This window comes from Lentilitoribacter sp. Alg239-R112 (assembly GCF_900537175.1).
GTDB lineage: Bacteria > Pseudomonadota > Alphaproteobacteria > Rhizobiales > Rhizobiaceae > Lentilitoribacter.
This window is the reverse complement of the sequence record NZ_LS999833.1, coordinates 129,514-141,811: the sequence shown is the minus strand read 5'-3', so window position 1 is coordinate 141,811 and position 12,298 is coordinate 129,514. Positions and strand designations below refer to the sequence as shown.

The 12,298-nt window shown below is 43.2% G+C and carries 14 protein-coding genes; 6 read left to right on the top strand and 8 right to left on the bottom strand.

Annotated elements, in window-relative coordinates; genetic code table 11:
• Nucleotides 1-9 precede the first annotated feature (9 nt).
• The 4 genes from G3W54_RS00835 to G3W54_RS00820 all read right to left on the bottom strand — a co-directional run bounded on the left by G3W54_RS00835 (nucleotide 10) and on the right by G3W54_RS00820 (nucleotide 3,160).
• Nucleotides 10-444, bottom strand: a complete 435-nt coding sequence (locus G3W54_RS00835; RefSeq protein WP_162651268.1) for a response regulator — start codon at nucleotides 442-444, stop codon at nucleotides 10-12.
• On the bottom strand, nucleotides 441-2,306 hold the full coding sequence (locus G3W54_RS00830; protein WP_162651267.1) for a PAS domain-containing protein: 1,866 nt from the start codon (nucleotides 2,304-2,306) through the stop codon (nucleotides 441-443). Before G3W54_RS00830 ends, G3W54_RS00835 begins: the two co-directional genes overlap by 4 nt.
• Nucleotides 2,307-2,459: 153 nt before the next feature.
• Entirely contained in the window at nucleotides 2,460-2,948 is a 489-nt protein-coding gene (locus tag G3W54_RS00825) for an SRPBCC domain-containing protein (RefSeq protein WP_162651266.1), read from the bottom strand.
• A complete protein-coding gene (locus G3W54_RS00820) occupies nucleotides 2,945-3,160 on the bottom strand; it encodes a hypothetical protein (protein ID WP_162651265.1) in 216 nt (71 codons plus the stop codon). Before G3W54_RS00820 ends, G3W54_RS00825 begins: the two co-directional genes overlap by 4 nt.
• Nucleotides 3,161-3,215: 55 nt before the next feature.
• Between G3W54_RS00820 and G3W54_RS00815 the strand changes: the two genes are divergently transcribed.
• Together G3W54_RS00815 and G3W54_RS19360 are read left to right on the top strand one after the other, a co-directional pair.
• On the top strand, nucleotides 3,216-4,268 hold the full coding sequence (locus tag G3W54_RS00815) for a fatty acid desaturase (protein WP_162651264.1): 1,053 nt from the start codon (nucleotides 3,216-3,218) through the stop codon (nucleotides 4,266-4,268).
• A 202-nt stretch (nucleotides 4,269-4,470) separates the two neighbouring features.
• Nucleotides 4,471-5,688, top strand: coding sequence for a PAS domain-containing protein (locus tag G3W54_RS19360; protein ID WP_162651263.1), 1,218 nt, complete (start codon nucleotides 4,471-4,473; stop codon nucleotides 5,686-5,688).
• A 115-nt stretch (nucleotides 5,689-5,803) separates the two neighbouring features.
• Here G3W54_RS19360 and G3W54_RS00805 read toward each other — a convergent pair whose 3' ends face one another.
• A complete protein-coding gene (locus tag G3W54_RS00805; RefSeq protein WP_162651262.1) occupies nucleotides 5,804-6,679 on the bottom strand; it encodes a LysR substrate-binding domain-containing protein in 876 nt (291 codons plus the stop codon).
• Between the two features lie 110 nt (nucleotides 6,680-6,789).
• Here G3W54_RS00805 and G3W54_RS00800 point away from each other — a divergent pair, with 110 nt between their 5' ends.
• From G3W54_RS00800 to G3W54_RS00785, 4 genes are all read left to right on the top strand, one after another.
• On the top strand, nucleotides 6,790-7,089 hold the full coding sequence (locus G3W54_RS00800; protein ID WP_162651261.1) for a hypothetical protein: 300 nt from the start codon (nucleotides 6,790-6,792) through the stop codon (nucleotides 7,087-7,089).
• Nucleotides 7,090-7,126: 37 nt separating this feature from the next.
• Entirely contained in the window at nucleotides 7,127-7,336 is a 210-nt protein-coding gene (locus G3W54_RS00795; RefSeq protein ID WP_162651260.1) for a hypothetical protein, read from the top strand.
• Between the two features lie 254 nt (nucleotides 7,337-7,590).
• Nucleotides 7,591-8,211, top strand: coding sequence for a GNAT family N-acetyltransferase (locus G3W54_RS00790; RefSeq protein ID WP_162651259.1), 621 nt, complete (start codon nucleotides 7,591-7,593; stop codon nucleotides 8,209-8,211).
• Nucleotides 8,208-8,696 carry a GNAT family N-acetyltransferase gene (locus G3W54_RS00785; protein WP_162651258.1) on the top strand — a complete coding sequence of 163 codons (489 nt, stop codon included), beginning with the start codon at nucleotides 8,208-8,210 and terminating at the stop codon, nucleotides 8,694-8,696. Before G3W54_RS00790 ends, G3W54_RS00785 begins: the two co-directional genes overlap by 4 nt.
• Nucleotides 8,697-8,777: 81 nt before the next feature.
• Here G3W54_RS00785 and G3W54_RS00780 read toward each other — a convergent pair whose 3' ends face one another.
• From G3W54_RS00780 to G3W54_RS00770, 3 genes are all read right to left on the bottom strand, one after another.
• Nucleotides 8,778-9,155: a cytochrome c family protein gene (locus G3W54_RS00780; protein WP_162651257.1), complete on the bottom strand. Its 378-nt coding sequence runs from the start codon at nucleotides 9,153-9,155 to the stop codon at nucleotides 8,778-8,780.
• 116 nt (nucleotides 9,156-9,271) lie between these two features.
• Entirely contained in the window at nucleotides 9,272-11,239 is a 1,968-nt protein-coding gene (locus tag G3W54_RS00775) for an ATP-binding protein (protein ID WP_162651256.1), read from the bottom strand.
• The gene (locus G3W54_RS00770; RefSeq protein WP_162651255.1) at nucleotides 11,239-12,270 is read right to left on the bottom strand and encodes a cytochrome c peroxidase; all 1,032 of its coding nucleotides are present in this window, start codon (nucleotides 12,268-12,270) and stop codon (nucleotides 11,239-11,241) included. The genes G3W54_RS00775 and G3W54_RS00770 overlap by 1 nt, the downstream gene beginning before the upstream one ends.
• Nucleotides 12,271-12,298 lie beyond the last annotated feature (28 nt).

Below are 12,298 nucleotides of genomic sequence, written 5' to 3'. Positions count from 1 at the left end.
ACCACCCCGTTATTTTACAGGAAGATAACAGGTCTGCGACCAAAAACTGCTCACCGTCCGCACAACTTCCATATATTTCATCGCCCCGTTAGGTTTGGCAATATAGCAACTGGCATTGAGCGCATAGGCGTCATTAATATCGCGCTCTGCCCTTGAGCTGGACAGTACAATTACCGGAATATGTTTCAGCTCATCACTTGCTTTAAGCTCTTTCAGCACGCCGCGGCCATCTGTTCGCGGCAAATTCAAGTCCAGCAAGATGATATCGGGCATTTTTGCGTCTTCAAAACCCTTACGTTTATTAAGATAATCCAGTGCTTCATCGCCATCAAGGGTAACATTAAGCTTATTGTTAAAGTCAGCATCATCAAGGGCTTGCCGTGTGAGTTCAACATCGCCCGGATTATCTTCAACCAACAATATTTCAATTTTTTGATGGTTCATTTTGCTGATGCCCTCGGGAGTTGGAAGTAAAATTTACTGCCATGTTCGGGTTTGGAATCCATCCAGATAGAGCCGCCATAACGTTCAACAATGTTCTTGCAAATGGATAACCCAACTCCGGTGCCCGGATAAGCCTGATATCTGTGAAGCCGCGTAAAAACCTCGAATATCTTCTCTTGATGACACGGTTCTACGCCGATACCATTATCTGCAATGCAAAACTGCCAAAATTCGTCTTGCTCTTTCCATGTGATGGATAATTTAGCATCTTGACCCGCAGGTTGATATTTTACACCATTGCTAATCAAGTTCTGAAACAATTGATATATCTGAGTATGGTTTGCGTGCACGATAGGCGTTGGCATTTCATAATTCAGGCAGGCAGATGCAGGTAAATCTTGCTTTACATCTGAGATAATTTCGCAAATATTTACCTCTTCCAATGCTCGCACATCTTTAGAAATCTTAGAATAGGCCAAAACATCTGTGATTAATTGCTGTCCGCGTTTTGCGCCATTGGTTATAAAATCCATATAACGTTTTGCTTTTTCATCGACAGACGTTACCTCAGATAGATGCATTTCTAGCATCTCGGTAAAACTTTTCACCATTCGCAGCGGCTCATGCAAATCATGGGAGCAGATATGTGCAAACCTCTCCAATTGTTCATTAGAGTCACTGAGTTTATCGATCAGCGCTTCTCGTTGGGTGACATTTTGGCCAATTGCAAGAATGAACATATCTCCTCTGGCATCGCTAAATCTGGTTTTTTGAATGTCATAGGTCAGACATTTGCCATTTGGAAAATTGATGGTCTGAATAGATTGAGAATAGCCTGTCTCCAATGCCTCTTTATCCATTCGCATAAACGTCGCTTTTTCATGCTCGCTATATTGTCCCAATGTCGTGGTGCCAATAATGGAGTCGCGTTTATCTTCTGCGTAGAGTGATAAAAATTGCGGGTTGGCCTGCACAATACGATGTTGATTGTCTTTAACAAAAATCAGGTTGGGGTTGTTATCCATTATTAGTTGCTGAAAACCGAGCGCATCTTGCAGGTGTCTTTGTAATTTCTTTTGTGTTGTGATGTCGGTGTGCGTGCCGACCATTCTGGTGGCGCGGCCATTTTCATCCCATTCAACGACGGTACCTCTACATAAGGCATGAACTATCGATCCGTCTTTGTGATAAAGACGTAACTCATGTGCAAATGGGACTTCACCATTACTCCTGAAATGCTTGATAAGACGGTTTCTGGCTTCGCTGTAGTCTTCATTAAAGGCGTATGGGATAATTTCTGCCGGGTTGAGACCGTTTTTCTTCCCATCATAACCTAACATGTTCCAAAAACGGGGAGATATATAGATGTAACTTTCGTTGATGTACCAATCCCAAAACCCATCATGGCTTTGTTCTATGAAGTTCCGGTGGATCTGTTGTTCTAGCAGGTGGGTTCTTTCACGCTGTACACGTTCGGTAATATCTTGAAATATACCAAATATGGAAACGATCTGGCCATTATCATCGGTTTCCGCGACCCCTTTTGAAAACACATGTTTTTGCTTGCCACACGCTGTTATCAGGCGAAGTTCAAACTCAAAAGGCTCTTTCGTCTCAATCGTATGATCAACGGCAGATTGAACTTTGGCGCGGTCGTCTTTGTGGTAAAAATTAATGGAGTCTGTGACACCAGGTTTGTACTGACCCGGCGTGACATCGTGAATTTTATACACCTCATCTGACCAGAAAATATGTTTGTTAACCAGATCAAGGCGCCAATAACCAATACCGGCAACTGTTTCCACAAGCTCAAGAAATTGGCTATGGTCGAGTGCAGCTTTTTGTCTACTGGTATATGTCATTTTCAGAACAGCCCATGCCGACGAATCATGCCGGCTCTAACTGCTTATCGATAAAGTAATTGGCCAACTGCTGCAATGTATCGTTGAAATTCAAACTTCTAAATTAAATAAACCTAAGCAAAATAACATATCATATTTGCACGTAACCCTGGGTTAGCCTATTTCTTTCGCCACATCATTGAGTTGCGCAAGTGCTTGGCCCCAACCTTCGTGAAAGCCCATTTCTTTGTGGCGGGTCATCTCTTCCTCGGATTTATGGGCAATGCGTGCATCATATTTTGTGTATACTTTGCTTTCACCATCGTCATTGACTTCATGGTCACTCATGGTGATGAAGGCCGTCATAAAACCAGCACCTGATGGTATCCAACCTTCGGTCATGGCATCGGTAAAGACGATGATTTTTTCAGGTACAACATTAAGAAAAACGCCCCGCGCCATGTGAGAAGAGCCATCAGGCATCTGGATAACATTATCAAAAGCGCCGCCAGCCACGACGTCCATTTTACCGACTTTGGTTTTCACAGGTGCCGGCGCCCACCATTTTTCAAAATGCTCGGCAATTGTCCATGCTTTCCAAACCGCTGCACGCGGTGCTTCAATAATGCGAGAGATGGAAAGTTCGTGATCTGAGAGTATCATGGTCTAATAGCCCGTTTGTGATTAGTTTGTCTGCTCATAGCCGATATGGCGATCGCTGCCAATGTGATTTTAATCTGGAGAAGCGCAATGTCAGGCCGTTCCGGCATAAGCCAAACGATGATGAGTAAAGCAATAAAGGCGGAAAACTGAGATAAGCCCATGTTCTGCCGTGGGTCAGTTGCTGGTATAATGTGTATGATGGGATTAAACATCACTTGACACTTTAGAGGCCTGCCATCTAGCGTTCATGTTCGGAAGGAGCGGCTTATGTCAGATATGGTTCGTGATTATGAGTTGTTGGGAAAGGGGGCTGATTGGGCCAAAGATCAAGGTTTGGTTGGTGCTAAATGGTATCGAACTGATGTTAGCAAAGATTCGCTCAGATCCATCATGGAGCGCAAAGATCAGCCTGCCATTCGTGACACGCTGATCTGGTTTACCATCCTGATTTGCTCGGCATGGGGTGGTGTTTACTTTTGGGGCACAATCTGGTGTGTGCCGTTTTGGCTGATTTATGGCGTGTTCTATGGCTCTGCTGCCGACAGCCGCTGGCATGAGTGCGGGCATAGTACAGCGTTTAAAACACCCTGGATGAACAAGTTTGTCTACCATATTGCCTGCTTCATGATGATCCGCAATCCGGTGGTGTGGCGGCATAGTCATCGGCGCCATCATTCAGAGACAATCATTGTGGGTCGAGATCCTGAAATTGCGATTATGCGACCTGTAGATATGATGAGGATAATCGCAAATTTCTTCGGTATAATCGATGCCTATGAGGGCATTGCGAGTATGATCCGCATTAGCGTCAACGGATTGAACGCTGCCGAGAAAAGTTATGTGCCTGAGAAGGAAGAGCGCGTTGCAATCAATACAGCACTGATTTGGCTTATCATTTATTTAATAACTATCCTGATCGCAATTGGGACGATGTCACTTATACCACTTATGCTTATTGGCTTGCCGCGCCTTTATGGCGCCTGGCATCATGTTATGACCGGGCTATTGCAGCATGGTGGTTTGGCTGAAAATGTGATTGATCATCGGTTGAATTCGCGCACGGTGCTGATGAACCCTATTAGCCGGTTTATCTACTGGAATATGAATTATCACATTGAGCACCATATGTTCCTCATGGTGCCGTATCATGCATTGCCGCAGTTACATGAAATGCTCAAACATGACTTGCCAGCGCCAAATCCCTCTATCTTGGATGCATATCGCGAAATGATGCCTGTGCTTATTCAACAGATGCGCAACGAGCGCATTTTTATTGAGCGCGAATTGCCTGATACTGCCCAAACTTATTTGCGAGTTTAGTGCACGTATCAACAATTATTAGCTGTCTCAGTTTGTATGTTTAAAAATTAAAGTTTTGAAAACCATAGCTACTCAAATTCAAGCCCGATTCAGCAAAATTTAATTTCTTTCGAGCATTTCTAGCATGAATAAATAATAGCACTATGTTTGATTCGATGCATTTTGAACCAATCAAAAGTGTATTGCTACGAGGCAAAGTAACATGAGTACAGTTTCGAATATTGATGAGCGAATAAACGAAGAAAAACCATTCTCTATTGAAGAATTATTCTTCTCTCGAACTGATGAACGCGGTGTTATCCAGTCAGGAAATAGTGTATTTCAGCGAGTAAGTGCGTTCGATTGGGATGAAATCATAAAAGCGCCGCATCGCGTTATTCGCCATCCAGATATGCCCAAAGCTGTTTTTTGGCTGTTGTGGGATACTATCAAAAAAGGTGAACCAATTGGCGCTTATGTAAAAAACAAAGCCAAAGACGGTTGCTATTATTGGGTGTTTGCAATCGTAACGCCTATTGAAGGCGGATATTCGTCAACTCGCATAAAGCCAAGTAGTGATGTATTCAAACTGATCGAACGCGAGTATGAAGCACTTCGCATCGTCGAAAATGAGCGGAATCTTGATGCAGAAGATAGTGCCAAAATCTTGTTGGAGCGCATTAAGGAACTTGGTTTTCGTGATTATAAATCTTTTATGGCCCATGCACTAAGTGCAGAAATCAAAGCGCGCGATGAGCAACTTGGCAGGTCGGTTAATGGTAATGTTGGTTGCTTTGACAGGTTGGAAACATCTGCAAAATATCTTTTGGGTAAAACAGAGGAAATTCTCAAAGTTTATTCCGAAAATGAGTATGTTCCGTTGAATCTGCGTGTTCAAGCAACTCAGCTGGGCAATGTCGGCTTACCCATGTGTATTGTTTCTAACAATTACACGGCAATATCAGAGGAATTGCAGTCTGATATGGCGGTATTTACTGAAAAAAGTAAAGAGGTGGCACGAACCATCGACAATGGTCAGTTTCTCACAGCTGCAGCTCAAATTCAAAGTGAGATGATCGAAGCGTTTGGCAATGAAACTCCATCCGGTTTTTTTGATCATGAAGATGAGCTGAATAACCTTCAGTCTCAACAGGCAATACACACAAAAAATGCAGCAGCGAGCCTTGTTGAAATTTCGCGACAAATTAATGCCTTTGCAGAAAATTGTGCAGATATGCGTCGCTTGTCTACCAGTTTGGAAGTCACGCGTGTGATGGGCAAGATTGAAAGCGCATCGCTCGGTTCATCAATATCAAGTCTGGATGCTTTGATTGATGATTTGGGTGTTTTTCAAAAGGCATTGATGGATGGCCTTAAAGAAATAGATGATGCTAATAAAGCACTTCATGTGGATGTTACCCAGCTGCTTAAAGCGGCTTAAATTAACAAATTTAGCCTAGCTGAATTAGTTAGGCTAAGCATTCTCTTGATATACCCAACGCTAATCCGTTCAGGCTGGCGGTGTTTTGATTTTCATTCTATCAGGTGAATTGCTCTCAATGTTGGCTAAAGGGTAAAGATGTCTGGAATGCTTCACGAATTGCCTGTGCCATTCCCGCAACAATATTGCATTTACTCTTCCGTTGTTGTCGAAGAGTGATATTTGATCCCTGAAGCGGAGGGTAACCTTCTGCAGCAGTCAGTTCACGACAGTCACTGGGTACCTGACTTTGAGAAAGAATTGCCACGGCCATGCCGGATGATGCGGCAGCTTGAAGGCCAGATATGCTATTGCTTTCGTAGGCAACACGATAGTTTATTTCTTGATAGTTAAGAGTATCAACCGCCCATTCTCTCCACCAGCACCCACGCTCACATATCGCAATCGGCATCGGGTTACACTCGTGTTGCATGTGCGTGTCAGATGTTACCCAGACAACAGGGTCGTTGATTAAAAGTTCTCCGCCAATCATAGAGGCGTCTTCATGGGTCACCACAAGATCGAGTTCGCCTGTATCAAATGCACGCTTTAGCTCGGTGGATGATGCAGAATGAACCGTTACTTCTACATTTGGGTGTGCCTTGGAGAATGTACTCAGAACGCGAGGTAGTATTGTACCGCCATACTCCTCCGGTACGCCTATTCTGATAAATCCATCGAGAGGATCGGAGTGAAATGAAGCTACAGCCTGATCAAGTAACGAAATTATTCGCTTAGCATCCTTTACAAGTTGCTCTCCAGACAGAGTAAGTGTGACACCACGAGGTCCGCGTTCAAACAGTCGTCCTCCAACAATTTCCTCCAACTTTTTCATTTGTACGCTCACAGCAGATTGAGTACGCCCGACGATCTTTGAAGCTTTTGTAAAGTTTTTGGCCTCCGAAATCGCAACCAATGTACGCAGAAGATCGCTTTCTAAGCGTTGATTCATGGGGTGCTCCAATACATGAACTAAATTGATGATAACCATTCTAATTATTCATTTTATAAATGTCTAGCTCCGTCTTATATTATTTGTACACAGAAGAAGGAGTTTTTGAAATGGAAGGAAGTACCGACCGTACCAATCAGGCCATCTCGATTGCAAAGGAAGATAATTGGATCGCCTCCATTATGCAGCGATTGATAACATGGCGTAATAAAAACAGAGATAAAACAATGCGTAAGAAGCTGTTATCTTATGACGATGACACCCTAATGGATATTGGTTTATCGCGCACAAAGCTTATCAAAGAACTTGGTTTTGATCCCGCAGAGGCACAGCGAACATATACCGTATTTGCGTTTCCGTATCTCTATTTATCGGTTGGTTCTGCCATGACCAAAAATCATACGAAATAACAGAAGTAACACCATTTCCATTTAAAGGATTATCATTATGACCATTAAAGAAGTTACTCAACAACGCGCAAGCGGCTTGTTAATCGCAATTGGTATCGTATTTGTATTATTCCTTGTCTTCGCAGTGAATATGTTCGAACCACCTGTCCGACAAGATCTAACGGGTAGTACTAAAAATGCACCAACTGTTAACGACTGGAAAGGCAATAGCGGCAGTCTTCCCTACAGCCCGCCCTCCATGCAATAATATTTGGCACAATGATTATGAAAATGATAGCCGCTAAAGTAAATGATGTGTTGTCAATCCGATCGATCCGATTATAGAAATGACCGAGCTTGCGGAGAAAAAATAGAGACATCATTTAACCGCCAGTTCAAAAATACTTTGGAACAGCCTCGGCTATCCGCCGACAGCAGGTCAAAAATTGAAAAAGGGTGATGGAACCAGAGAAGGTGCCACTTTTTATACGTCTTTTTCTCCGCAGGGGAGGTTTAGTCTAAATGACACACAAAATACGATCATATAGAGCAGATGATCTCGATGCACTTTATGCAATAACTCTGGCAACGGGTGATATGGGCGAGGATGCATCGCATCTGTACGCAGACGGTAAGCTGCTGGGCAATATCTATTCAGCGCCATATGCAATGCTGATGCCGAAATATTCCTTTGTTGTAGAGGATGATGAGGGCGTTGCAGGTTTTGTTGTTGGCGTACCTGATACGTTGGAATGGTCGGATCTTCTGGAGAGAGAGTGGTGGCCATCATTGCGCGAACAGCTCGAAGACCCTTCACATATTCCACCAAATCAGAGGACTGAGGATCAGCGCCGCGCATATATGATCCATTATCCTGATAATCCGCCTCAAACAGTCACGAAGTTGTTTCCTGCCCATATTCACATGAATTTGCATGAGCGTGTTCAAGGTGCAGGTCTGGGTCGTAAACTGCTTAGTCGGTGGCTAGATAATGCAGCGAAGAAAGGTGTTGAGAGCGTGCATATCGGTGCCAACCGGTCAAACCATCGTGCGGTTGGGTTTTGGCAAAAACAAGGTTTTGATGAGATCAAAATTCCTGCTTCTGAAGTAAGCCGTACCATATGGATGGGGAGATCGGTTTGAGTGATTTTCAAGCGCTTATACGATTAGCAGTTGCCGCGGATGCACCGGCGATGGAGGCCGTTCGCTATGAAGCTATAAGAAGCATTGATGCCGCCTTTTATTCTGCATCTGAGCTGGAAGAGTGGGTGGGAGATCGCAAATCCTACCTTGAAAAACTTGCCATCTGCAAACCTCATATATTGCGAGTTGTCGCAGAAAGAGATCAAGAAATCATCGGGTTTGGCGAAATGAGCACTGCAACGGGGTTGGTGAGTGGTTGTTTTGTGAAAACGACGGCGAGAGGCATCGGTCTTGGCCAGAAAATCATCGCTGCAATGGAAGCGCGCGCAAGAGATATAGGCGTGGAATTTTTGCAGTTAGAGGCATCAAGAAACGCCAAAATTTTCTACCTCTCTTGCGGGTTTCGTAACGCAAATTGTGATGAAATTACTATTTCAAACCCACGTCATTCACTATGTTCGATGATGCGCAAAGATCTAATCTAAATGCCTATTTAATGAAAAATGACGCCCGTACTTTCGTGAGGGCGTCAATTCTTTTTAGGTATATGAGCTAAATTTCGCAGTTTATTCGGCTGGCTTTGTGTTTTCAATCAAGTAAGCCATAAGGTTGTTGAGGTCTTTTTCCTTTTTAAGACCAGCAAATGCCATCTTGGTGCCTTTTAAGAATTTTTTCGGCTTGGTAATATAGGCACGTAAGCTCTCGTCATCCCAAATAATTCCGGATTCTAAGACTACTTTTGAATATTTAAAACCTTCAACGGTTCCTGCAGGGCGGTCCAGAATGCCATAAAGGCTTGGGCCAACTTTGTTTTTCCCTTCTTCAAGAGCGTGGCACGCTGCACATTTTTTAAATACTTTTTTGCCCTTTTTTACATCGCCTTCAGCAAATGCTGAAACGCTGAGAGCGAGTAAAATTGATGTCGTGATAGCGATGATACGCATGTTGTCTCCAATGTGGTCGTGATATCGCGATGAAACTAAATAAAACCTTTTATGGTGTCGCTGTGACATCACTTCGCAGCGACATTATTTCGCAACTGAGAGATCAGCACTGGTTATTATGCAGCTCTTGTGGAGCGCTCGGTACCATCCAATACTTGCTTTATGGCTCTGTATATGACCGGTCGCGGCGTCGGTTTAACAAGAGTTCTTGCTGTGCTGATATTATTTACAAGCTTTTCGTCACTCAAGTTTTTCGTCAATACAAAGACGATAACAGGAATGTCTCTTGTTTGCTCATTTGCATTTAAGCGCTCAAGGAGTGCAGGGCCGTTTATGTCGGTTTTCATTTCATAGCTGAGTAATATGACATCTGGACGGATATTACGTGCTTGAGCAGCAGACAAAAACTCGAGCGCCTCGCCACCCGATGCAACTGCAGCACTATCAATTTTTCCAAGCTCCATGTGTTCAGTATAGATCTGTCTTTTTAATGGATTGTCATCGATGATGAGTACGCGCTTATTCGCTAGATGATCATCATATATGTGTGTGCTAACTGGTAGGCTTTCATCAATGGGAAGTTCAAGTGTAAACTGGAATGAGGCGCCTTTGCCTTCCTCGCTCTCTACCCAGATATGGCCACCCATAAGTTTGACAAAGGAAGATGAAATTGCCAACCCAAGTCCAGTTCCCTCGTGTTTTCGAGTTGCGGTTGTATCAACCTGCGAGAACTGCTCAAATACCGTTGAAAGATTTTCTTTGGGAATGCCTATACCAGTGTCAGTGATACTGATTTTCAGCCCGAACTTTTTAGGGTCACTGGGTTCAAATTTGCCAATTTCAAGGTATATATGGCCTTCCTCTGTAAATTTTATGGCGTTACCGATAAGGTTAGACATGATTTGCCGCAAGCGACCTGCATCGCCAATCAGGTTAACGGGCATGCCAGGTTCCATACGCACGATAATCTCCAGATCTTTTTCACCAGCTTTTGCCGAGAACAGCGTAATCACATCCATGATCGCTTTGCCCAGATGAAAAGATTCATTCTCAAGGGTCATCTGACCAGCACCAAGTTTGGAGAAGTCTAAAATATCATTGATAATTGCAACAAGCGATTTGCCCGATCTTACAATAATATCAGTGAACATCTTTTGTTTTGAAGTTAGGGTCGATGTTGAAAGTAACTCGGCCATACCCAGAATGCCGTTCATCGGTGTCCGGATCTCATGGCTCATATTGGCAAGAAATTCGGATTTTGCCTTGTTGGCATCTTCGGCTTTAACTTTCGCATCGTCAAGCTGGGCTAGACTTTGTGCAAAATGTTGCAGGTTGCGTGCCATAGTTCCTATCTCGTCGTGCCGAATGGTCGCTGGAATTTCTGTGTCGTATTTGCCTTTGCGAATTTCACTCATCTGTTTTGACAAATCTTTCAGCAATACAGAAATACGCGTCGCGCGCATGTATGCAATATAGGCAATTACAGCCAGTACAATGAACAATGCCGTTGTGATCATTTTGAGGTTTTGTTTGAATTGTATCTGTGAGTTTGTTGTGTATTCTACCAAGTCTCGTCGAGCCAGGGCAGATACTTTGTGCAACCTCTGTGTTATGTTGGCTCTTACATTCTCATAATAATATTGGGTGGGGATGAATTTGGATTTCTCAATTCCGAGTATGATTTTGGTATTTTTGCGTAATTCTTGAAGATCCGTGAAGATTTCGGCCATCGCTTCTTTGACACGGAAGTCAGACGTGGTTTCCATAAGTAGGTCAATATGCATCTTTAATGATCTGGAATGCATATAATAGTAATCACTAATGGTATCTTGATTGCTAATAGACGTCATATCAAATGTGGAAGCGACAAGCCTGTAAATGTTCTGCTCGTCTGTAATAATTCGATCCGCATACTCTTCCGATGAAATAGCTTCATTTATGAGTTGAGTGCTCGTTTCTGAAAGGGAGAAGGCATAATATGCTATACTGCTAAGCGTTAAAAAGGAGACAGTGATCAAGATCAATATCGGGATGCTTAGCAAGTGCTTTACAGAACGTGTTTTTACGTCTTTTACTTTTGTCATCAATCCGCCGGCAACATTGGTGTTTGAAAGTGCTGTCCATCAGATGTAAGCGTTTTTAGAAATGCGATAAGTGCCCGTTTTTCTTCGGGGGTTGCGTTAAACGGTTTGATTAAGCTTGTACGGACTTCTCTTCTTTGGCTGCCTTCAGCATAAAGATCGACTACATCTTCCAATGTTTCGATTGCACCATTGTGCATATAAGGCGCTCGTGAGGATATTTCGCGCAGCCCAGATGTCTTGAATCCGCTCTCCAGATATGAATCTAGTTGATCTTGATTGGTTGAACCAGTCTCGTCGTTGGTACTCCCTACTTCATGTAAGGCGTGATCGGAAAAACTCCATCCAGTATGGCAGTTTGCACAGCCAAACTTGTTATTGAATAGCTCAAATCCTGTTTTTGCCTGTGGAGAAATAGCTGCTTCATCTCCTTCAATCCAGCGATCAAATGGCGCGCGCCCACTTTGTAAAATCCGTACAAATGTAGTTAATGATTCTATTATTGTATCTTCTGTTAAGCCTTGCTTCGGAAAATATCTGCGAAACCATTTATTATAACTTTTTATTTTGCGTAGTCGTTTTACAAGGTCATCAAAATTGTTATTCATTTCCTGAGAGTTGATTATGGGTCTTTCTATTTGTTTTTCTAAAGAAAGTTGTGATCCAACCCAGATAAGATGATTTGCTTCAGTTAAGTTTATCACTGTTGGTGCGTGGCGTTTAAGTTTCACATTCATCGCACCTATAGATTTGGCAACAGGGGATTCCCACCCGAAAGATGGATTGTGACAAGTGGCACAACTCATATTTTTTGCTTTGGACAAGCGTGGGTCAAAGAATAACATTTTGCCCAATGTTACGATCTGAGGTTTATAGCTGGATTCATCATCAAACACTGTAAATCGTGGTCTCTTATATAGAAATTTAAGTTCTTCTATAGAGGCGCGGACTGTTGTTGCTGCGCTAAATGAGGGTGCCCAGCCAGTCAGAAAAGATAAGACAATAGCGATCAATGTTGCCTTAAGGAAGCGCAAGTTGACAGCCCGTAAAGTTATTATTAAC

Coding starts and splice junctions, on each gene's coding strand:
- G3W54_RS00825 (WP_162651266.1), bottom strand. CDS start 2,948: ATGATACTCTCAGATCACGAACTTTCCATCTCTCGCATTATTGAAGCA.
- G3W54_RS19360 (WP_162651263.1), top strand. CDS start 4,471: ATGAGTACAGTTTCGAATATTGATGAGCGAATAAACGAAGAAAAACCA.
- G3W54_RS00820 (WP_162651265.1), bottom strand. CDS start 3,160: ATGTTTAATCCCATCATACACATTATACCAGCAACTGACCCACGGCAG.
- G3W54_RS00780 (WP_162651257.1), bottom strand. CDS start 9,155: ATGCGTATCATCGCTATCACGACATCAATTTTACTCGCTCTCAGCGTT.
- G3W54_RS00790 (WP_162651259.1), top strand. CDS start 7,591: ATGACACACAAAATACGATCATATAGAGCAGATGATCTCGATGCACTT.
- G3W54_RS00805 (WP_162651262.1), bottom strand. CDS start 6,679: ATGAATCAACGCTTAGAAAGCGATCTTCTGCGTACATTGGTTGCGATT.
- G3W54_RS00830 (WP_162651267.1), bottom strand. CDS start 2,306: ATGACATATACCAGTAGACAAAAAGCTGCACTCGACCATAGCCAATTT.
- G3W54_RS00835 (WP_162651268.1), bottom strand. CDS start 444: ATGAACCATCAAAAAATTGAAATATTGTTGGTTGAAGATAATCCGGGC.
- G3W54_RS00795 (WP_162651260.1), top strand. CDS start 7,127: ATGACCATTAAAGAAGTTACTCAACAACGCGCAAGCGGCTTGTTAATC.
- G3W54_RS00800 (WP_162651261.1), top strand. CDS start 6,790: ATGGAAGGAAGTACCGACCGTACCAATCAGGCCATCTCGATTGCAAAG.
- G3W54_RS00815 (WP_162651264.1), top strand. CDS start 3,216: ATGTCAGATATGGTTCGTGATTATGAGTTGTTGGGAAAGGGGGCTGAT.
- G3W54_RS00775 (WP_162651256.1), bottom strand. CDS start 11,239: ATGACAAAAGTAAAAGACGTAAAAACACGTTCTGTAAAGCACTTGCTA.